The sequence below is a fragment of the Streptomyces sp. NPDC007205 genome (assembly GCF_040634095.1).
Lineage (GTDB): Bacteria > Actinomycetota > Actinomycetes > Streptomycetales > Streptomycetaceae > Streptomyces.
In genome coordinates, this window is the sequence record NZ_JBEYEW010000003.1 from 186136 (window position 1) to 205963 (window position 19828).

18 protein-coding genes and 1 pseudogene are annotated in these 19828 nt (G+C 71.8%); 9 read left to right on the top strand and 10 right to left on the bottom strand.

What is annotated here, in order from left to right; genetic code table 11:
- The first annotated feature begins 53 nt into the window (after nt 1-53).
- The 6 genes from ABZ624_RS07250 (at nt 54) to ABZ624_RS07275 (ending at nt 6534) form a co-directional block, all read left to right on the top strand.
- Nucleotides 54-1250 (top strand): NAD(P)/FAD-dependent oxidoreductase, encoded by a 1197-nt coding sequence (locus tag ABZ624_RS07250; RefSeq protein WP_360083536.1) that lies wholly within the window; start codon nt 54-56, stop codon nt 1248-1250.
- 95 nt (nt 1251-1345) lie between these two features.
- Complete coding sequence (locus tag ABZ624_RS07255) at nt 1346-3565, top strand: acetate--CoA ligase family protein (protein WP_360083538.1); 2220 nt, start codon at nt 1346-1348, stop codon at nt 3563-3565.
- On the top strand, nt 3556-4347 hold the full coding sequence (locus ABZ624_RS07260; protein WP_360083540.1) for an enoyl-CoA hydratase-related protein: 792 nt from the start codon (nt 3556-3558) through the stop codon (nt 4345-4347). Before ABZ624_RS07255 ends, ABZ624_RS07260 begins: the two co-directional genes overlap by 10 nt.
- 147 nt (nt 4348-4494) lie before the next feature.
- Nucleotides 4495-5091: a flavin reductase family protein gene (locus ABZ624_RS07265; RefSeq protein ID WP_360083542.1), complete on the top strand. Its 597-nt coding sequence runs from the start codon at nt 4495-4497 to the stop codon at nt 5089-5091.
- Nucleotides 5092-5170: 79 nt separating this feature from the next.
- On the top strand, nt 5171-5833 hold the full coding sequence (locus tag ABZ624_RS07270; protein WP_360083544.1) for a hypothetical protein: 663 nt from the start codon (nt 5171-5173) through the stop codon (nt 5831-5833).
- 350 nt (nt 5834-6183) lie between these two features.
- The gene (locus ABZ624_RS07275; protein ID WP_360083546.1) at nt 6184-6534 is read left to right on the top strand and encodes a hypothetical protein; all 351 of its coding nucleotides are present in this window, start codon (nt 6184-6186) and stop codon (nt 6532-6534) included.
- 36 nt (nt 6535-6570) lie between these two features.
- Here ABZ624_RS07275 and ABZ624_RS07280 read toward each other — a convergent pair whose 3' ends face one another.
- Nucleotides 6571-6726: a hypothetical protein gene (locus tag ABZ624_RS07280; protein WP_360083548.1), complete on the bottom strand. Its 156-nt coding sequence runs from the start codon at nt 6724-6726 to the stop codon at nt 6571-6573.
- Nucleotides 6727-6975: 249 nt separating this feature from the next.
- Here ABZ624_RS07280 and ABZ624_RS07285 point away from each other — a divergent pair.
- Nucleotides 6976-7260, top strand: a pseudogene (locus tag ABZ624_RS07285) (SAM-dependent methyltransferase); the annotation flags it as partial.
- An 8-nt stretch (nt 7261-7268) separates the two neighbouring features.
- Here ABZ624_RS07285 and ABZ624_RS07290 read toward each other — a convergent pair.
- Together ABZ624_RS07290 and ABZ624_RS07295 are read right to left on the bottom strand one after the other, a co-directional pair.
- Nucleotides 7269-8480 carry a methyltransferase gene (locus ABZ624_RS07290; protein ID WP_360084063.1) on the bottom strand — a complete coding sequence of 404 codons (1212 nt, stop codon included), beginning with the start codon at nt 8478-8480 and terminating at the stop codon, nt 7269-7271.
- A gap of 114 nt (nt 8481-8594) precedes the next feature.
- A complete protein-coding gene (locus ABZ624_RS07295; RefSeq protein WP_360083550.1) occupies nt 8595-9899 on the bottom strand; it encodes an MFS transporter in 1305 nt (434 codons plus the stop codon).
- Between the two features lie 71 nt (nt 9900-9970).
- Between ABZ624_RS07295 and ABZ624_RS07300 the strand changes: the two genes are divergently transcribed.
- Nucleotides 9971-10969: a helix-turn-helix domain-containing protein gene (locus tag ABZ624_RS07300; protein WP_360083552.1), complete on the top strand. Its 999-nt coding sequence runs from the start codon at nt 9971-9973 to the stop codon at nt 10967-10969.
- On the opposite strand, the gene ABZ624_RS07305 is transcribed toward ABZ624_RS07300, so the two are convergent.
- The 3 genes from ABZ624_RS07305 to ABZ624_RS07315 all read right to left on the bottom strand — a co-directional run bounded on the left by ABZ624_RS07305 (nt 10959) and on the right by ABZ624_RS07315 (nt 14167).
- Nucleotides 10959-12008 (bottom strand): Zn-dependent alcohol dehydrogenase, encoded by a 1050-nt coding sequence (locus ABZ624_RS07305; RefSeq protein ID WP_360083554.1) that lies wholly within the window; start codon nt 12006-12008, stop codon nt 10959-10961. The two genes, ABZ624_RS07300 and ABZ624_RS07305, sit on opposite strands and share 11 nt — an antisense overlap.
- Complete coding sequence (locus ABZ624_RS07310; RefSeq protein ID WP_360083556.1) at nt 12008-13156, bottom strand: acyl-CoA dehydrogenase family protein; 1149 nt, start codon at nt 13154-13156, stop codon at nt 12008-12010. The genes ABZ624_RS07305 and ABZ624_RS07310 overlap by 1 nt, the downstream gene beginning before the upstream one ends.
- 99 nt (nt 13157-13255) lie before the next feature.
- Nucleotides 13256-14167 (bottom strand): SDR family NAD(P)-dependent oxidoreductase, encoded by a 912-nt coding sequence (locus tag ABZ624_RS07315; protein WP_360083558.1) that lies wholly within the window; start codon nt 14165-14167, stop codon nt 13256-13258.
- A gap of 84 nt (nt 14168-14251) precedes the next feature.
- Here ABZ624_RS07315 and ABZ624_RS07320 point away from each other — a divergent pair, with 84 nt between their 5' ends.
- Complete coding sequence (locus ABZ624_RS07320; RefSeq protein ID WP_360084065.1) at nt 14252-15178, top strand: cyclase family protein; 927 nt, start codon at nt 14252-14254, stop codon at nt 15176-15178.
- Nucleotides 15179-15437: 259 nt separating this feature from the next.
- Here the strand turns inward: ABZ624_RS07320 and ABZ624_RS07325 are convergent, their stop codons facing one another.
- From ABZ624_RS07325 to ABZ624_RS07340, 4 genes are all read right to left on the bottom strand, one after another.
- The gene (locus tag ABZ624_RS07325) at nt 15438-16043 is read right to left on the bottom strand and encodes an ATP-binding protein (RefSeq protein ID WP_360083560.1); all 606 of its coding nucleotides are present in this window, start codon (nt 16041-16043) and stop codon (nt 15438-15440) included.
- Nucleotides 16044-16592: 549 nt separating this feature from the next.
- Nucleotides 16593-17459: an acyl-CoA dehydrogenase family protein gene (locus tag ABZ624_RS07330; RefSeq protein WP_360084067.1), complete on the bottom strand. Its 867-nt coding sequence runs from the start codon at nt 17457-17459 to the stop codon at nt 16593-16595.
- 2 nt (nt 17460-17461) lie between these two features.
- The gene (locus ABZ624_RS07335; protein ID WP_360083562.1) at nt 17462-18595 is read right to left on the bottom strand and encodes an acyl-CoA dehydrogenase; all 1134 of its coding nucleotides are present in this window, start codon (nt 18593-18595) and stop codon (nt 17462-17464) included.
- Complete coding sequence (locus tag ABZ624_RS07340; RefSeq protein WP_360083564.1) at nt 18595-19788, bottom strand: amidohydrolase family protein; 1194 nt, start codon at nt 19786-19788, stop codon at nt 18595-18597. The genes ABZ624_RS07335 and ABZ624_RS07340 overlap by 1 nt, the downstream gene beginning before the upstream one ends.
- Nucleotides 19789-19828: the final 40 nt, after the last annotated feature.

The window sequence follows — 19828 nt, forward strand, 5'->3', positions numbered from 1 at the left end:
AATTCCGGTCTTGACCGAGACCCATCAACCGCCTGCGTGATTACGCTCCGAACATGGCCGACTCCCGTTCCGCTTCCGTACCGCTCTCCGCCACACCCGCCGACCGCCCGGTCTACGTGATAGGCGCCGGTCCGGGCGGCCTGGCCGCCGCCCACGCGCTGCGGGCCCGGGGCATACGGGCCGTGGTCCTGGAGAAGGCCGACCGGGTGGGTGCCTCCTGGCGCGGCCACTACGACCGTCTGCGCCTGCACACCACCCGACGGCTGTCCGCCCTGCCGGGCCTGAGGATCCCCCGGAAGTACGGGCGCTGGGTGTCCCGCGACAACGTGGTGCGCTACCTGGAGAAGTACGCCGAGCACCACGAGCTGGAGATCGTCACCGGCGTGGAGGTCTTCCGCGTCGAGCGGACCGGGGACGGCACCGGCTGGCTGCTGCACGCCTCCGGCGGGCGCGAGCTGACCGGCAGCGCGGTGGTCGTCGCCACCGGCTACAACCACACCCCGCACATCCCCGACTGGCCGGGCCTCGCTGAGTACGGCGGGGAGTTCCTGCACGCCGGCGCCTACCGCAACGCCGAGCCGTACGCCGGCCGGGACGTCCTCGTCGCCGGCGCCGGCAACACCGGCGCCGAGATCGCCGTGGACCTGGTGGAGGGCGGGGCGGCGCGGGTGCGGCTGGCGGTCCGTACCGTCCCGCACATCGTGCGCCGCTCGACCCTCGGCTGGCCCGCGCAGTACTCGGGCGTGCTGGTACGGCGGCTGCCGGTGGGACTCGTGGACCGGCTGTGCCGGCTGCAGGCGAAGGTGGGCGTGCCGGACCTGTCCGCCCATGGCCTGCCCCGCCCGGACACCGGGCTGTACAGCAGGGTCAGGCAGGGCGCCATCCCGGTCCAGGACGTCGGCCTGATCGACGCCGTACGCAAGGGGAGGGTGGAGATCGTGGCCGCCGTAGAGTCCTTCGAGGACGGGAATCCCGGAAAGGTCGCCCTCGCCGACGGCAGCCGCATCGAGCCGGACGCCGTGATCGCGGCGACCGGGTACACCCGGGCACTGGAGGGGCTGGTGGGGCACCTCGGGGTGCTGGACGGGCGGGGCAGACCCGTCGTCCACGGCTCCCGCACCCCGGCCGACGCGCCAGGCCTCTACTTCCAGGGTTACACCAACCCGATCAGCGGCATGTTCCGGGAGATGGCGCTCGACGCCGGGAAGATCGCGAAATCGGTTGCCGCGCAGCTGCACACCCGGCGGTAACTTTGCGGGTCCGACCCGTTCCTGACAGAGCATCACTTTTGTAATCTGACAGAGCGTCAGTTTACTTTGCTGTCTCACAGGAGCGGGGCGGACCGATGCTTGGATCAACCCACGGCACCCTCACCACCGACTCCCGCCGGGCCCGGGTCATCGCCTGCGGCGAGCAGCGGCCCGGCCCCGCCGTCCACGACCGGGTGGACGACCTCGACGTCAGCGGACGCCCGCTGTACGCGGACGTACCCGACCTGACCCGCTTCTTCCGGCCCGAGTCGGTCGCCGTGATCGGCGCCTCGGACGCGGAGGGGCGGCCGAACACCGGGATCACCCGGCAGCTGCTGGCGTGGGCGGAGCGCGTCGGCGCCCGGGTGCACCCGGTGCATCCGACCCGCCCGTCCGTCTTCGGCATCCCCTGCGCCGCCTCCGTCGCCGAGCTGCCCGACCAGGTCGACCTGGCGGTGCTGCTGGTGGCCGACCCGCTGTCGGTGATCGGGGAACTGGCCGATACCAAGGTGAAGTTCGCGGTCGCCTTCGCCTCCGGGTTCGCCGAGACCGGCGAGACGGGCGCCGAGGCGCAGCAGCGGCTCACGGACGCCGTACGCCGCTCGGGCCTGCGTCTTCTCGGCCCCAACACCAACCTCAACGCCTTCGAGCGCTTCCGGGACGACCTGACCGGCCCGGCGATCGCGCTCATCACCCAGTCCGGGCACCAGGGCCGCCCCGTCTTCGCCCTGCAGGAGCTGGGCATCCGGCTGTCCCACTGGGCGCCCACCGGCAACGAGGCCGACCTGGAGACCGCCGACTTCCTCTCCTGGTTCGCCGAGCGGCCCGAGGTCGGCGCCATCGCCTGTTACATGGAGGGCCTGAAGGACGGCCGTGCCTTCCTGCTGGCCGCCGACCGGGCCGCCCGCCGCAGGGTGCCGGTGGTCGCGGTGAAGGTGGGCCGCACGGAAACCGGCGCGCGTACGGCCGCCTCGCACACCGGCAAGCTCACGGGCGCCGACGACGTGGTGGACGCGGCGATGCGCCAGTTCGGGGTCGTACGGGTCGACGGCCTCGACGAACTCCAGGACACCGCCGCCCTGTTGGCGCGGGCCCGGGCGCCGCTGGCGGACGGGATCGCGGTGTACTCGATCTCCGGCGGCACCGGCGCCCACGCCGCCGACCTGGCCACGGCGGCCGGGCTGCGGCTCCCCCGGCTGTCCGAGGCCAGGCAGGCCGAGCTGCACCAGTGGATACCGGAGTACCTGAGCGTGGCCAACCCGGTGGACAACGGCGGGCACCCGGTCGGCGACCACCGCGGCCGGAAGATCATCGACGCTCTCCTCGCCGACCCGTCGATCGGGGCGCTGATCTGCCCGATCACCGGCCCGTTCCCGCCGCTGAGCGACAAGCTCGTGACGGACCTGGTCGAGGCGGCGGAGGAGACGGACAAGCTGGTGTGCGTGGTGTGGGGCTCGCCGGTCGGCACGGAGGCGGCGTACCGCGAGGTGCTGCTCGGCTCCTCCCGCGTGGCGACCTTCCGCACGCTGGGCAACTGTCTGACGGCCGTCCGCGCCTGGCTGGACCACCACACCTTCGTGAGCGGCTACCGCTCCCCCTTCGACGAGGCCCCGCGCACCCCGTCACCGTCGTACCGCAAGGCGGAGGCGCTGATGCGCCCGGGCCAGCAGCTGAGCGAGCACGCGGCCAAACAACTGCTGCGCGCCTACGGCATCCGGGTGCCGCGCGAGCAGCTGGTGACCAGCGCGGCGGCGGCCGTACGCGCCGCGGCCCAGGTCGGCTACCCGGTGGTGATGAAGGCGTCCGGCGCCCAGATCGCCCACAAGACGGAACTGGGTCTGGTGAAGATCGGGCTGACGTCCGCCAGCCAGGTCCGGGACGCCTACCGCGAGCTGACCGACATCGCCCGCTACGAGGGGGTCTCGCTGGACGGGATCCTGGTGTGCCAGATGGTCGAGCAGGGCGTGGAGATGGTCGTCGGGGTGACCCACGACGACCTGTTCGGCCCGACCGTGACGGCCGGACTGGGCGGGGTGCTGGTGGAGGTCCTGCACGACGCCGCCGTGCGCGTCCCCCCGTTCGGCGAGGACCAGGCCCGCGCCATGCTCACCGAACTGCGCGGCCGGGCCCTGCTGGACGGCGTCCGGGGCCGCCCGCCGGCCGACCGGGAGGCACTGGTGGAGGTGATCCTGCGGGTGCAGCGCATAGCGCTTGAACTGGGCCGGTTCATCTCGGAGCTGGACATCAACCCGCTGATGGTGCTGCCGCGGGGACAGGGTGCGGTGGCGCTGGACGCGCTGGTGGTGTGCCGGTGAGCGGGATCGGGCATGAGGTTCGCGACCAGGTCTCGTATGTGACGCTGAACCGTCCGGACGCCCTGAACGCCCTCACCCCGGCGCTGCGGGACCGGCTGATCGACCTGCTCACGGCGGCCTCGGCCGCCCCGGACGTCCGGGCGGTGGTGCTGACCGGCACGGGCCGCGGCTTCTGCGCGGGCGCGGACCTGCGGGGCGGGGCCGGTGGCGACGACCGGCTCCCGGGCGACGTGGCCCGCGTCCTGCGCCTGGGCGCCCAACGCCTGATCGCGGCGGTACTGGACTGCGAGAAGCCGGTGCTGGCTGCCGTGAACGGCACGGCGGCGGGCCTCGGCGCGCACCTGGCGTTCGCCTGCGACCTGGTCCTGGCCGCCGAGTCGGCCCGTTTCATCGAGGTGTTCGTACGCCGGGGCCTGGTGCCGGACGCCGGCGGCGCCTACCTGCTCCCCCGCCTGCTGGGCCCGCACCGGGCGAAGGAGCTGATGTTCTTCGGCGACGCGGTGCCGGCGGCGGACGCGGAACGCCTGGGCCTGGTCAACAGGGTGGTACCCGACGCGGACCTGCCGAAGGCGACCCGCGAGTGGGCGACCCGCCTGGCGTCCGGCCCCACCCGTGCCCTGGCCCTGACCAAGTACCTGGTGAACACCTCCCTGGAGTCGGACCGCACCACCGCGTTCACGGCGGAGGCCTGGGCACAGGAGCTCAACCTGGCGACCGAGGACGCCCAGGAGGGGCTGCGGGCGTTCGTGGAGCGCCGGGAGGCGGGGTTCCGGGGGCGGTGAGGGCCGCTTCCGGTCAGCCCCCTCACCTGACCGGCATCGCACTGGCGTGCCGCGCCCCGGTGCGACCGACCCCTTCTGCTCCTCCCGCGCACCGATCGCCCACTGAGCCTTGTTACCTGACGTACCGTCAGCTTCAATGGCAGGGTGATGGGACACGCAGGAGCGGCGGCCTTCGCCGTGCGGTATCTGGGGCCTGGGCCCGTGGAGGCGCTGCCACGGCCCGAGTTGCGGTGTGTGCGGGAGGACGAGCGGGCGCCGGTGCCGCAGGCCGAGTTCCGCCGGGTACTGGGGAACTTCGCCAGCGGGGTCGCCGTGATCACGGCACCGGACGCCGACGGCTCCGGCTCCCCCGCCGGCTTCGCCTGCCAGTCCTTCTCCTCCCTCTCCCTCGAACCGCCCCTGGTCTGCTTCATGGTCGGCCGTACGTCCACCACCTGGCCCCGCATCGCCCGTGCGGGCGTCTTCTGCGTCAACGTCCTCAGCGCCGGCCAGAGCGACCTGTGCCGGGCCTTCGCGGTGAGCGGCGCGGACAAGTTCGCGGGGGTGGCGTACGACGCGGCGCCCGTCTCCGGCTCCCCGCGCCTGACCGGTACCGCCGCCTGGATCGACTGCACCGTCCACGCCGTGCACACCGGGGGCGATCACCTGATCGTCGTGGGCCGGGTGGACACCCTCGGCACCACGGAAGAACCGACCGAGCCGCTGCTCTTCCACCGGGGACGCTTCGCCCGGGTCAGTCCCTGACGGGTCCTTCTCTTTGCCCCCTTGATCACAGAGCTGGCCGCGTTGGCCCCAGGGGCCTTCACAGAGGCCGAGGTGCCCAGTGCGCAACAACCGGCTCCAGGGACCGGCGCGTTGCCTCACGACGCTGCGCGAACGCCGGATGGGGCGCTACTGTGCTGACGAGATCGTCTTCGGGGAGGGAAGAACCGGGGATGCAGAAACGGGCGTTAGCAGTGCTTGCCACGACGCGGCAGGAGCGTGGCAGCGCAGTCAGGGGGTTGCGGTGACGGGTGCGGAGATCGCGGTCGGATACGTGTTCGCCTGGCTGGTGGCCAAAGCCCGCCGGGCGGCGGGGCGCGCGGATGCCGAGGTGGACCGGGGCCTGGATGCCGGGATGGACCGCCTGCACGATCTGGTCAGCCGCAAGCTCGGGCAGGACCCTGCGCTGCAACGGGCCCGGGAGGAGGCCGAGGCCGGGCAGACGGAGCCCTCGGATCGGACGCAGCGGCGGCTGACCGATGCCCTGGAGGACGCGGGCGAGCGGGACGCGGCTTTTGCCGAGGCGCTGGAGAATCTGGTCAAGGAGCTTCAGGACAGTGCCGGACCCGGACGCGGTGGAGTGTCGGCATCCCGCGACGGCCAGGCCATCGGCGGAAACGTGGATATCCGCGCCGAGGGCGGCTCGGCGGCTGCGCTGAAGATGGGGGACGTGACGATTGGGTCAGCCGGAAACCCTCGGCAGCCGGGTCCGGATCAGGGCTAGCCGCACCCGGCGCTACCGCAGGCCCATCTGCCGAGTCGTACGGAGCTGTCGGTAACACGTCCATCACCGCCAACGGTGGCATCGCTGCCGGCAGCATCGGCAACATCAGCGAAAACCGAAATACAAAGATCAGCGGATGGTGGATCGCACTACCACTCCTGCGGTGGATCGCGCTTCCAGCCTTGCTTACCGCCGGTGTCGGAGGCGGCGTGTACTGGGCGGCAAAGGGCACCTCAGCGTCCAACGTCGCCGACATCGGCGCCGCCCCGGGGGAAGCTGGTGTGCGAGACACATGGACTGCAACGGCCAGAGCTACCCAGTCGAAAGACGCGAAGACAGTCTGCGCTCTCATGACCACGGACTTCCGCAAAGAGCTGGAGAATCGGGCATCAGGGACCTGCGCGCAATCGGTCGGAGAGCTGTTCAACGACTCCGATTCATCAACGCTGAACAAAGTCGGCTCCGCTCGCCTTGAGAAAGTGGTGGTGAAGGGGCAGTGGGCTGAATTGGTCGAAGCGGGGTCAAATTACTCGTACATGGAACGGTTCGGTGACCGATGGCGCTGGTCGCAGCACTTCCTGTATGCCGACTTCCATCCAGACAAGTGCCCTGAGACCAATCCGAACAATTGGTACGACGTGTATACGGATCCGAAGTGCGCTCAAGACTCGGTCTTCCCATCAGCCGCATCCGGGCCGTGACGGAACTCCCAAGGATCACACGGCCCGGAGAGCAGATCAGGGTGCGTTCCGGCGAGCGTGGACCTGGCCCAGCGCGATGGCCGCCGTCTCGCGGATCGTCCCGATGTCCGGGGGCACGCCGGCGTTGCCGCTCTCGGCCGTGGCGTTCACTGCGCGGCCGTCCGAGTCCTGCGGCAGCTCGGGCAGCCGCATGCGGGAAACGCCGTGCTCAGCGGTGGCGGCCCATCGCTGGGCGGGACGTTGACCGTGCCGCGCTCCGCGATGACAGTGCCGTGGTGGTTCACGGTGTAGATCCGGATCGTCATGCCGCCCCGTGGGCCGTCCTCGGGTGGGGCTGTAACGTTCGCCATGTCGACGCTCCTCAGCAGCGTTGGCCGTGCTCGGGGCCGCGTCAGCGGTCGCCGGGCTTCGTCATTTCGGCAGCCGGGTACAACACGGCCCTCCCAGATCCACGACGGTAAAAAGGCTTTCACAGCGGCCTACTTCCACACCGGCGAGCAGCTGCGCGACGAAGTGACCGCCGCCGGGTTCGATGGTGCCGAGGTCTTCGGGGTCGAAGGCCCGGCCTGGTCGATGCTCGCGGCGGCCGAGCGCAACACCGGCGGCGGCTTCCGGGACACTGCCCTGTTCGAGTCGGCCCTGACTGCGGCACGCATGGCCGAGCTGTACCCGGATCTGCTGGCGGCGAGTTCGCATCTGCTGGCGGTCGGCCGACGGCCGCGTTGAGCCAAGGATCAGCGCACAGCCAGCCGCCACAGCGACGTCACCTCGGCCGCCCGGGCCGCGTGCAGGGGATCGCCCGGGTCGGTCGCGCGCGGGTGGCGGGGGCGGGTGTCCGTGCGGGCCAGTACCTTCAGGCCCGCCTCCTCGATCGCCCCGAGCAGTTCGGCGCGAGTGCGCAGGCCCAGGTGTTCGGCCAGGTCGGACAGGATCAGCCAGCCCTCGCCGCCGGGTTCCAGGTGCGTGGGCAGACCGGCCAGGAAGGCGTGCAGCATGGCGCCGCCGGGGTCGTACACGCCCTGGTCGAGCGCGGAGGCGGGGCGGCCCGGGAGCCAGGGCGGGTTACAGACGACCAGCTCGGCCCGGCCGGGCGGGTACAGCTCCGGACCGGTGACCGTGACCCGGTCCGCGAGGCCGAGCCGCCCGAGGTTGTCGCGGGCGCAGTCGCGGGCCCGTGGGCTGAGGTCCGCGGCGATGACACGGCGCACCCCACGCCGGGCCAGCACGGCGGCCAGCACGCCGGTGCCGGTGCCGAGATCGAAGGCGGTACCGCACGGCAGACCGGTACGGCCTGCGGGCAGCGCACCCGCGTCGGTGCCGGAGTCGCCGAGGTCGAAGGCGGTACCGCATCCTGGGCTGACCGTGGGCAGCGGTGCCTCCGCCACCAGCTCGACGTACTCGCCCCGCACCGGGGCGAACACCCCGTAGTGCGGGTGGATCCGGGCGTCGGCCAGGGCCGGTACGGGAACGCCCTTCTCGCGCCACTGGTGGGCGCCGAGGACGCCCAGGAGTTCCCGGAGCGGGACGAGGGTCGGGCCGGACGGTGGGCCGTAGGCGTCGGTGCAGGCGCTGCGGACGTCGGGGGCGCGGCGCAGGGCGAGGCTGTGGTCGGGTTCGAGGAGGACCAGGAGGCGGCCGAGGACCCGGGCCCGGTGGGCTCGGAAGCGGCGCCCGCGGTGGAAGGTCTCGGCCGCCGAGGGAGCCTGCTGTGGTGCCTTGCGGTCGATACGGCGGGACAGTGCGGCCAGCAACTGGCGCGCGCCGTGGTAGTCGCCCCGCCAGAGCAGGGCGGTGCCCTCGGCCAGCAGACGATGGGCGGTGGCGGCGCGGATGCGGTCGTCGGCGACGATCAGCCGGCGGGGCGGCGGGAAGCCGCTCTCAGAGTGCCAGCGGGCGGACAGGGGGGCGTTCTCGGTCCAGCGGACCAAGGGCACGGACACGGACATGGACACGGACACGGCATGCTCCTCGGGAGGTGGTTCCTGCGTGGGCGGGCACGAGGAACGCGTCGCCGAGGACCATGCCGAGTGTCATCAACTTCCCCTTCGTCATACGTGGGTTCAGGATACCGCCGGGGCGAGCCCGGCCGGGCGGCGGCGGATCACCAGGGACATCAGAGCCGCCGCCGCGCACAGCGTGCCGGCGGCGTACCAGACGAGGTCGTAGGAGCCGAAGACGTCCCGGGCGAGGCCGCCGAGGTAGGCGACGAGGGCCGCGCCGACCTGGTGCGAGGCGAGCACCCAGCCGAAGACGATGGCGCTGTCCTCGCCGTACTGCTCCCTGCACAGGGCCAGGGTCGGCGGGACGGTGGCCACCCAGTCCAGGCCGTAGAAGACGATGAAGAAGAGCATCGGGGGGTGGACGGACGGGCCCAGCAGCATCGGGAGGAACAACAGGGAGAGACCGCGCAGGGCGTAGTACACCGCCAGCAGGCGGCGCGGTTCGAAGCGGTCGGTGAACCAGCCGGAGGCGATGGTGCCGGCCACGTCGAACACGCCGATGACCGCGAGCAGCGAGGCCGCCGTCGTGACGGGCATGCCGTGGTCGTGCTCGGCGGGCACGAAGTGGGTCTGGACCAGGCCGTTGGTGGAGGCGCCGCAGATCGCGAAGGTGCCGGCGAGCAGCCAGAAGGTGCCGGTGCGCACCGAGGCCGTGAGGACCTTCAGGGTGCGGCGGGCGGCGCCCGTGACCGGTGGCGGCTTCGGTACGAACTCCTGGGCGCCGTACGGGGCCAGGCCCACGTCCGCCGGGTGATCGCGGAGCAGGAGCCAGACGAACGGGACGACGGCCAGGGCGGCGAGGGCGACCGTCACGGCAGCCGGGCGCCAGCCGTGGTGCTCGGTCAGCCAGGACAGCACCGGCAGGAAGATCAGCTGGCCGGAGGCGGACGCGGCGGTGAGGATGCCGCTGACCAGGCCGCGCCGCTCGGTGAACCAGCGGTTGGTGACCGTGGCGGCGAAGGCCAGGGCCATCGAGCCGCTGCCGAGGCCGACCAGCAGGCCCCAGCACAGCCACAGTTGCCAGGCCGCCGTCATCCACACGGTCAGGCCGGAGCCGGCCGCGATCACGGTCAGCGCGACGGCGACCACCCGGCGGATGCCGAAGCGGTCCATCAGCGCGGCGGCGAAGGGCGCGGTGAGGCCGTAGAGCGCGAGGTTGAGCGAGACGGCCGCGCCGATCGTGCCGCGCGACCAGCCGAACTGCTCGTGCAGCGGGTCGATGAGCAGACCGGGCAGGGAACGGAAGGCGGCCGCGCCGATGATCGTGACGAAGGTGACGGCGGCGACGAACCAGGCGCGGTGCACACGGCGGCGCCGGACGGGCGGGGCGTGGACGGGGGCTGCGGCGGGGCTTGTCTGAGTCACGTCATACAGCGTCCTTCCTCCATGCGTGCGCATCGAGTGGCCCGGTGGACAGCATTCGTTAGGATCGGGCCATGAGTGGTTCCGGAGAGTTCCGTCCGCACCGGGTCGCCGTCCTCGCCCTCGACGGCCTGCTGCCGTTCGAGCTGGGCATTCCGCACCGCATCTTCGGCCGCCCGAAGGACGAGCGGGGCCGGCATCTCTACGACGTCGTGACCTGCTCGGTACGGCCGCCCGGCCCGGTCGAGACGGACGCCGACTTCGCCATCCACGTCGCCCACGGCCCGGAGGCGCTCGCCGAGGCCGACACCGTCATCGTCCCGGCGTCGTACGAGCTGGGCCCGGTCTTCGAGGAGGGCCGGCTCACCGACGAGCTGGCCGCCGCCCTCGCCCGGATCCGCCCCGGCACCCGGCTCGCCTCCATCTGCACCGGCGTCTACGTCCTCGCCGCCGCCGGACACCTCGACGGCCGCCCGGCGACCACGCACTGGGCCGACGCCGAGCGTTTCCAGCGGATTTTCCCGAGGATCAAGGTCGATGCGGACGTGCTGTTCATCGACGACGGCGACGTGCTGACCTCGGCCGGGGTGGCCGCCGGGATCGACCTGTGCCTGCACATGGTGCGCCGCGACTTCGGTACGGCGGTCGCCAACGACGTCGCCCGGCGCACGGTCGTACCGCCGCACCGCGACGGCGGCCAGGCCCAGTACATCCACCGCCCGGTCCCGGATCCGCAGCTGGCCACGACCACGGCCGCCCGCGTCTGGGCGCTCGGCCGGCTGCACGAGCCGATCCAGCTGCGCGACATGGCCGAGCAGGAGGCCATGTCGGTGCGCACCTTCACCCGCCGGTTCCGCGAGGAGACCGGGGTCAGCCCCGGCCAGTGGCTCACCCAGCAGCGGGTCGAACGCGCCCGCCATCTGCTGGAGACCACCGACCTGTCCGTCGACCAGGTGGCCCGCGAGGCGGGCTTCGGCACGGCCCAGTCGATGCGTCAGCACCTTCAGCAGGTGCTCGGGGTGACGCCGACGGCCTACCGCAGGACGTTCCGGACGGCGGTCGTCAGAAGGTGAGCACCGCCCGGGCCACCCGCCCCGCCTCCGCGTCCGCGCGGGCCTTGGCGAAGTCCTCCACCGGATGGACGGCCGTCACCAGCTCGTCGAGCAGCAGGCGTCCTTGGCGGTACAGCTCGGCGTAGCGGGTGATGTCCCGCTGCGGGCGCGAGGAGCCGTAGCGGCAGCCGAGGACGGACTTGTCCAGGTAGAGGGAGGAGACGAGGAAGGACGCCTCGGCCGTGGCCGGGGGCACCCCCAGCAGGATCGCCTGCCCGTGCCGGTCGAGGAGGTCGATCGCCTGCCGGATCAGATCCACCCGGCCGACGCACTCGAAGGCGTGGTCGGCACCCGTGGGCAGGATGTCCCGCACACCCTCCGCCGAGGTCAGGAAGTCGGTGGCGCCGAACCGTCGGGCCGTCTCCTCCTTGGCCGGGTCGGCGTCCACGGCGACGATCCTGAGCGCTCCCGCGAGCCGCGCGCCCTGCAGCACGTTCAGCCCGATGCCGCCGGTCCCGATGACGACGACGCTGTCCCCGTGGTCCACCCGCGCCCGGTTCAGCACCGCGCCCACGCCCGTGAGCACCCCGCACCCGATCAGCGCGGCGGACGGAAGGGGGATGTCCTTCGGGATCCGTACCGCCTGTACGGCCTTGACGACCGTGCGCTCGGCGAAGGCCGAGTTGGCGGCGAACTGGTGGACGGGCGAGTTCCCGCGGCTGAACGGCTTCCCCGGGCGCCCGATCGCCTGCCGGCACATGGTCGGCCGGCCCCGGTCGCACTCCGGGCACGTGCCGCAGTTGGCCAGCGTGGACAGCGCCACATGGTCGCCGGGCACGACATGGCTGACGCCCGCACCGACCGCTTCCACGACCCCCGCGCCCTCGTGTCCGAGCACCACTGGCACCGGGAAGGGAATGGTGCCGTCCACCACGGACAGATCGCTGTGGCACAGCCCGGCCGCCGCGACCGCCACCAGCACCTCACCGGCCGCCGGCTCCCGCACCGCGAGATCGTCGACCACCTGCACCTGCTTGCCGTCGAACACCACTCCACGCATCACACGGCTCCCTTGGGCTCCCTGGGCAGACCGAGCACGCGCTCGGCGATGATCGTGCGCTGGACCTGGTCCGAGCCGCCGTAGATCGTGTCGGCCCGGGAGAAGAGGAACAGGTGCTGGTCGGCGCCGAGTTCATACGGCGCCGAGGGCGACCAGTCGGCGGGGCCGACGGCGGCCCGCGCGCCGCGCACCTGTACGGCGAGCTCGCCCAGCCGCTGGTGCCAGGAGCCCCACAACAGCTTGGCCACGCTGGGCGCGCCGGGACCGGCCGATCCGCCGAGGGTGCGCAGGGCATGCCGGTGCATGGTCCGCAGCTCGGCCCACTGCCGTACGAGCCGCGTCCGTACGACGGGGTCACGGACCGCCCCGCTGTCCACCGCCGCGCGGACGACGGCACCCAACTCCTGTGCGAACCCGATCTGCTGGGCGAGCGTGGCGACGCCCCGCTCGAAGCCGAGCAGACTCATGGCCACCTTCCACCCGTGTCCCTCTCCCCCGACGACGTGCTCCACGCGCGCGTACGCCCCGTCGAAGAAGACCTCGTTGAAGTCGCTGGTGCCGGTCATCTGCCGGATGGGGCGGACCTCGACACGGCCGGGCTGGTCCATGGGCACGAGCAGGAGGCTGAGGCCGTGGTGGCGCCTGGACTCCGGGTCGGTGCGGGCCAGTACGAAGCACCAGTCGGCCTCATGGGCGAGCGAGGTCCAGATCTTCTGCCCGCTGATCCGGTAGCGGTCCCCCTCCCGCACGGCCGAGGTCCGCACCCCCGCCAGGTCCGACCCGGCACCGGGCTCGCTGTACCCCTGACACCACAGCTCCTCACCGGCCGCGATCGGCGGCAGGAAACGGGACTTCTGTTCTTCGCTGCCGTGCGCGATGAGGGTGGGGGCGAGCAGATTCTCACCGATGTGCCCGGAGCGGGGTGGTGCGGGGGAACGGGCGTACTCCTCGGCCCAGACGACCTGCTGGGTGAGGGGGGCGGTCCGGTTGCCGTATCCCGCCTCCGGCCAGCCGAGGCCTGTCCAGCCGGCTCGGCCGAGGGTGCGTTCCCAGGCACGGCGGCTGGTTGCCCGGCTGACGTTGTCGGTGAGCCAGGCGCGGGCCTCGGTACGGAACTCTTCGTCCTCTTGGCTGAACCCGAAATCCATGAAGCTTCCTCAGCTTGAGCGCCCCACAAGGGGCGCGGGGAACTGCGCGGCAAGCCACGACGAACCGGCACCCGGCCAATGACAACGCGCCGCGAGCTGTCAGGCGTTCGGCCGAGCCTCACCCCGCGCTGCCTCTTCCATCGCCGAGAGCTGGGACAGCATGGGCATCGGATCCACCCCCACCGACCCCGGCAGAAGTTCCGCGATCCGCTCCGGCGTCCAGCCCCCCTCCCCGTAGACCGAACGGAGTTCCCTCGGCTGCGCCCACACCGCGATCTTCGGGCCCGCGACGGTGTACACCTGCCCGGTGACGCCCTGCGCGGCAGCCCCGTCGGAGAGCAGGTACACCACCAGCGCGGCCACATCCTCCGGCTCGCCGATCTCCGTCAGCTCCATGGGAACGTTCGCGGACATCCGCGTACGAGCCACCGGCGCCACCGCGTTCGCGGTCACCCCGTACTTGTGCAGACCGAGAGCCGCGCTGCGGACGAGCGAGATGATCCCGCCCTTCGCCGCGCTGTAGTTGGCCTGGGACACCGACCCCTGATGGTTGCCGCTGGTGAAGCCGATCAGCGTGCCGGAACGCTGCTTCCGCATCACCGCGGACGCCGCCCGGAACACCGTGAAGGTCCCCTTCAGATGAGTGGCGACCACGGGGTCCCACTCCTCCTCGGTCATGTTGAACAGCATGCGTTCGCGCAGGATCCCGGCGACGCACACGACCCCGTCCAGCCGGCCGTACGCCGACCGTGCGACGTCCACCACCCGCTGCCCGCCCGCCATCGTGGAGATGTCGTCGGCGACCGCGACCGCCTCGCCGCCCGCCGCCTCTATCTCCTTGACGACCGCCTCGGCGACCTCGCTCGTGGGCGAGGCTCCGTCCACGGAGACGCCGTAGTCGTTGACGACGACCTTCGCACCCTCGGCGGCGGCCGCCAGCGCCACCGCCCGGCCGATGCCGCGTCCGGCGCCCGTCACGGCGACGGCCTTCCCTGCCAAGAAGTTCCCCACGCCCGGCCCCTTCCCGCGGTTTCTGACGGACCGTTAGATTTTATGACCCGTCAGACCGTCGGAGACAAGCCCCGGGGAGGGCCGATGTCGCTGCCCGCCGAGTTCCACGAGATCGCCAAGCGCGTGAACAACTGGGGGCGTTGGGGGTCCGACGACGAGATCGGAACCCTGAACCTGATCACGGACGAGGTCGTACGACAGGCTGCCGCCGGGATCCGCACCGGCCGCCGCGTCCCCCTCGCGCTCCCGCTCCGGCAGGACGGCGTGCAGACCGGCGTGATCCCGGGCCGCGTCAATCCGCTGCACGCGATGGTGCAGATCAACCAGGAGCTGTTCGGGCCGGGCACGGTGGCGTGCAGCGACGACGCGGTGACCATGGGACTGCAGGCCGGCACCCACTGGGACGCCCTCACCCATGTCTCGCACTCGGGGAAGCTCTACAACGGCCGCCCGGCGCACACCGTCACCGCGCACGGCGGTGCCGAGTTCAGCGGGATCGACAAGGCGCGGCACATCGTCTCGCGCGGGGTGCTGCTGGACGTGGCACGCGCGCGGGGCGTCGAGCGGCTGGAGGGGGGTCACGCGGTCACGCCGGAGGATCTGGAGGCGGCGGAGGAGTTCGGCGGGGTGCGCGTCCGGGCGGGGGACATCGTGCTCGTCCGTACCGGGCAGGTGCAGGTGTATCTGGCCGGGGACAGGCATGGGTACGGCTATCCGTCACCGGGGCTGTCCCTGCGTACGCCGGAGTGGTTCCACGCGCGCGATGTGGCGGCGGTCGCGAACGACACGCTCACTTTTGAGATATTTCCGCCCGAGACGGAGAATCTCTGGCTGCCCGTGCACGCCCTGGATCTGGTGGAGATGGGGATGCTGCAGGGCCAGAACTGGAATCTCGAAAAGTTGTCCACAGCCTGTGGAGAAGCGGGGCGGTACGCGTTCCTGCTGTCGGCGATGCCCGAGCCGTTCGTCGGCGCGACGGGGACACCGGTGGCACCCGTGGCCGTCCTCTGAGAGACCCGTGGCTCCACTGGACCGGCCGGCGGCGCGCCTCCCCCCCACGGTCGTGCGCACGCGCCGCCCACCGGTGCGACCCACACTCGACGAGGACCGCCGTCGCCCAGGCCCCCGCCGTCCCCTCGCGGCGAATCGTCGCCCCCAAGCGTGATCAGCCGGTCACGGGTCGTCAACGCCGGTACGGGGGTTTGTTACGTAAGCCCTGTTCGCGGCACCCGCGCACGGATGCATCCCCGGCGCACCGCCGCGCCGGGTGCTACACCGCCTCGAAGGCGAGACCCTCGTACGCCGACACTCCGCTCCCGTACGCCATCTCTGCGCTCTGACCGGGCTGCGCACAGCGGTCCAGTTCGCACCAGATGCTCTTGCCGGCACCTTCCGGGCTCCAGCCCCAGCGATCGGCCAGGCAGTCCACGAGAGCCAGGCCTCGGCCGCCGGTGGCGTCACTGCCGGCGCAGCGCGGCACGGGGGCGCGGGAGGAACTGTCGGCCACCTCGACGCGCACCGTGGCCACCGCGGGCGGCTCGACGGCGTCGGTCGCGCCGGCGGCGTCGGTCGCCACGGCCGCATTCGTCACGGCCGCATTCGTCACGGCCGCATTGGTCACGGCCGCATTGGTCACGGTGGCGTCAACAGTGGCGACAGGATCGGCGGTTCCGGCCGTAGCGCCGGGCAGGGAGAGCCGCAGTACGGCCGTGTGCCCGGTGTGCACCACGGCGTTGGTCACCAGCTCGGAGACCAGCAGGATCAGGGTCTCGGCCAGTGGCTCGTCGGCCGCTATCCCCAGCCCCGCGAGCCGCGAGCGGGCCCACCTCCGCGCCCGCCCCACCTCCGTGGGATCGGGCCGGATTTCCAGCTGCACTTGAAGCACCTGCACCGCTCACACCATCCGAACCGGCGGACACATGACCCCACGCCGACCGGCCGCCACGGCCGGGGCCGTGGCGACGATCACGAGGGCCACGATCGTAGCCATTTTCTGCATGGCCAGAACAACGGCCAGAGCAAGGGTCACGGAACGTGATTCCCTTACGCGACAGCATGGTTGACGTACAGTCACCCCAACAAGCGCTTCAGGCATATTCCAGCGCGAAGGAGTACGCGCAGGGCATACTGTGCGACGCTCGTTCCAGGGAGTCGAACAGGCGGCGACCGAAGCCACAACCGCCCCGCGAGCAGCGGCGCGCACCGCGCGACCCGGCACTGCCCCAAGGGCATCGCCGGCCAAGCTCGTGCTCACAGCCACTCGCATCCCACACAAGGTACCGGAGCGGACGCCCGACTCCGGGTCGCGACGAGTCCCGCGAAGGACACAACCCGATATCGACGCTCCGTGACACCGACGTGCCACGATCCGCAACACCTTGGGCCAAGGCTTTGCCGCCGATGCAGCCCAGAGCGCCGCCGGCCTTCAGGCCGCCAGGCCGGCAGCGAGGAACTCCTCACTCTCCGTGCTCCCGCCGCCACGGCGGGCCCGCACCCAGGCCCGTTTCAGGTGCAGATGGACATCCGCCTCCCAGGCGAACCCCATGCCGCCGTGCACCTGGAGGCAGTCGCGGGCGCCGCGTACGGCGGCCTCGTCGGCGAGCAGACGGGCGGCGGCGATGTCCGCGGGGTCGGCGGTGACGGCGGCGGCGTAGACGGCGACACGGGCGGTTTCGGTTCGTACCAGGAGGTCCGCGCACAGGTGCTGCACGGCCTGGAAAGTGCCGATGGGGTGCCCGAACTGCTCGCGGGTGCGGGCGTGTTGAACGGCGAGCTCGGTCACGCGTACGGCGGTCCCCAGTTGCTCGGCGGCGGTGAGGAGGCCGGCCTCCCCAGCCGCACGACTGCCCGCGGTGACGCGATGCAGTGGCGTGAGCGGGTCCACCGAGCGCAACGGGGTGGCGCCCCCGGTGTCCCCGAGGACGACGTCCGCCGTCTCCAGCCACTCCACCAGTTCCCCGTCCACGGCTGTCACGACCGTCTCGCCGGCGGCCGCGCCCGGGACGGTGCCGGCCGCCAGGTGGGTGGGCACGAGGGGGCCGGGCAGAAGGGCACGGCCCGCCTCCTCGAACGCGAGGACCGCCTCCGGCAGGCCCAGCCCGGCCCCGCCGTCCGCCTCGGGCAGCCGCAGGGCGAAGAACCCCGCTTCCCCGAGTGTCCGCCACAGCCGCCGGTCGAGCCGCCCCGGCGCGTCGACGGCCGCACGCAACGCCTCCCGCCCGAACCGCCGGTCGAGCAGTGCCCGCATGCCGGCCTGCAACACGCGCTGATCGTCGCTCAGTTGGAAACGCACGCTCATCTCCCCTTCGGCAGGCCGAGGATCCGTTCCGCCACGATGTTGCGCTGGATCTGTGAGGTGCCGGCGGCGATCGTGTACGACAGGGACGACAGGCGGTCCAGGACCCAGGGGTGGTCCAGGTCGAGGCTGTCCGGGCCGAGTACGTCGGCCGCGGTGTCGTAGAGGTCCTGGCGGGCGTGGGAGTAGCGGAGCTTGAAGACCGAGCCGCCGGCGCCCGGCACTCCGCCGCTCGCCTCAGCCTCGCTCACGTTCCACTGGGTCAGCCGCCACAGCGCCCGGAACTCCGCCTCCAGCCGGCCGAGCCGGCGGCGCAGTACGGGGTCGTCCCAGTGGCCGTTCCCCCGGGCGGCACGGGCGAGTTCGCGCAGCACCCGGCGGCAGGCGACGACCTCGCCGACGAAGGCCGTGCCGCGTTCGAAGGACAGGGTCACCATGGTCACGCGCCAGCCGTCGTTCTCCGCGCCCACCCTGCCCGCCGCCGGCACCCGGACCTCGTCCAGGAACACCTCGGCGAACTCCGCCGGTCCGGCGAGCGTGCGCAGCGGCCGTACGGTGATGCCCGGCGCGTCCATGGGCATCGCGAGCCAGGTGATGCCCCGGTGCCTGGGCGCGTCCGGATCGGTGCGCACCAGCAGTTCGCACCAGTCGGCGACCTCGGCGTGGGAGGTCCAGATCTTGGACCCGGTGACCACGTAGTCGTCGCCGTCGCGCCACGCGCGCGTGCGCAGCGCGGCGAGGTCGGAGCCGGCGCCCGGTTCGCTGAACCCCTGGCACCACACCTCCTCGCCGCGCAGGATCGGCGGCAGCCAGCGCGCCCGCTGCCCGGGAGTGCCCTCGGCGGCGATCGTCGGGCCGGCGTGCAGCAGTCCCACGAAGTTCGCGCCCACATAGGGCGCGGCCGCCTTCTCCGTCTCCTCCAGGAAGATCAGCCGGGTGGTCGGCGAGGCGTCCCAGTGGACGTCGGCGTACCCGGCGTCGTACAGCATCCGCTGCCAGCCGAGGTCGTACGCCCTGCGCGCGGGCCAGTCGTCCGGGGACGGCTTGGCGGGGAGGGTGGGAAGCACCTTGGCGAGCCACTCCCGCAGCCGGGCCCGGAACTCCTCCTCCTCGGGCGTGTAGGAGAGGTCCACTAGCGGTCCAGGCCGAGGTCCAGCATGCGGATGGCGTTGCCCCGCATCAGCTTGTAGACGGTCTCGTCGTCGAGGCCCTTCACATGGTCGAGGGCGACCTCCTTGGTGTGCGGGAACGTCGAGTCGACGTGGGGGTAGTCGGTCTCGAAGGTGGCGTTGTCGCGGCCGACGGCGTCGATCGAGGCGACTCCGTGCTTGTCGCGGAAGAAGCAGCAGAAGATCTGCCGGTAGTAGTACGTCGACGGCGGCTCCGGGACCAGGTCCCTGACCCCGCCCCAGGCGCGGTGTTCCTCCCAGACGTCGTCGGCGCGTTCCAGGGCGTACGGGATCCAGCCCATCTGCCCTTCGGAGTAGGCGAGTCTGAGGGCCGGGAATTTCACCAGGACCCCGCTGAAGAGGTAGTCCATCATCGAGGCCATCGCGTTGTTGAAGCTGAGCGAGGCCTGGACGGCGGGCGGGGCGTCCGGTGATGCGGCGGGCATCTGGGAGCTGCTGCCGATGTGCATGTTGACGACCGTGCCCGTCTCCTGGCAGACCGCGAAGAACGGGTCCCAGTAGCCGGAGTGGATGGAGGGCAGCCCGAGGTGGGTGGGGATCTCGGAGAAGGTCACCGCCCGCACCCCGCGCGCGGCGTTGCGCCGGATCTCGGCGACGGCGAGCTCCACGTCCCACAGCGGAATGAGACACAACGGGATCAGCCGTCCCCCGCTGTCCCCGCACCACTCCTCCACCATCCAGTCGTTGTAGGCACGCACGCAGGCGAGGGCGACCTCCTTGTCGTGCGCCTCGGCGAAGGTCTGTCCGCAGAAGCGGGGGAAGGTCGGGAAGCAGAGGCTGGCCTCGACGTGGTTGAGGTCCATGTCCGCGAGGCGGGCCTTCGGGTCCCAGCAGCCACGCCGCATCTGCTCCCTCGTGATCCCCTCCAGCGTCATCTCGTCCCGGTCGAAGCCGACGGCGGCGATGTTGCGCTTGTAAGGGAACTTCAGGTCCTCGTAGATCCACCAGTCCGTCGGCTGGCCCGCCGGGTCCATGGTGATCCGGTACTTGCCGCCGACGTAGGCCAGCTCCCCGATCCCGGCGGTCAGCGGCTTGGGCCCCCGGTCCCGGTACCTGGCCGGCAGCCAGGTCTCGAAGAGGTGGGCGGGCTCGATCACATGGTCGTCGACGCTGATGATGCGGGGCAGTTCGCTCATGGTTTCCCCTCCGCCGGACGGTACTGATCTGATGGTTCGT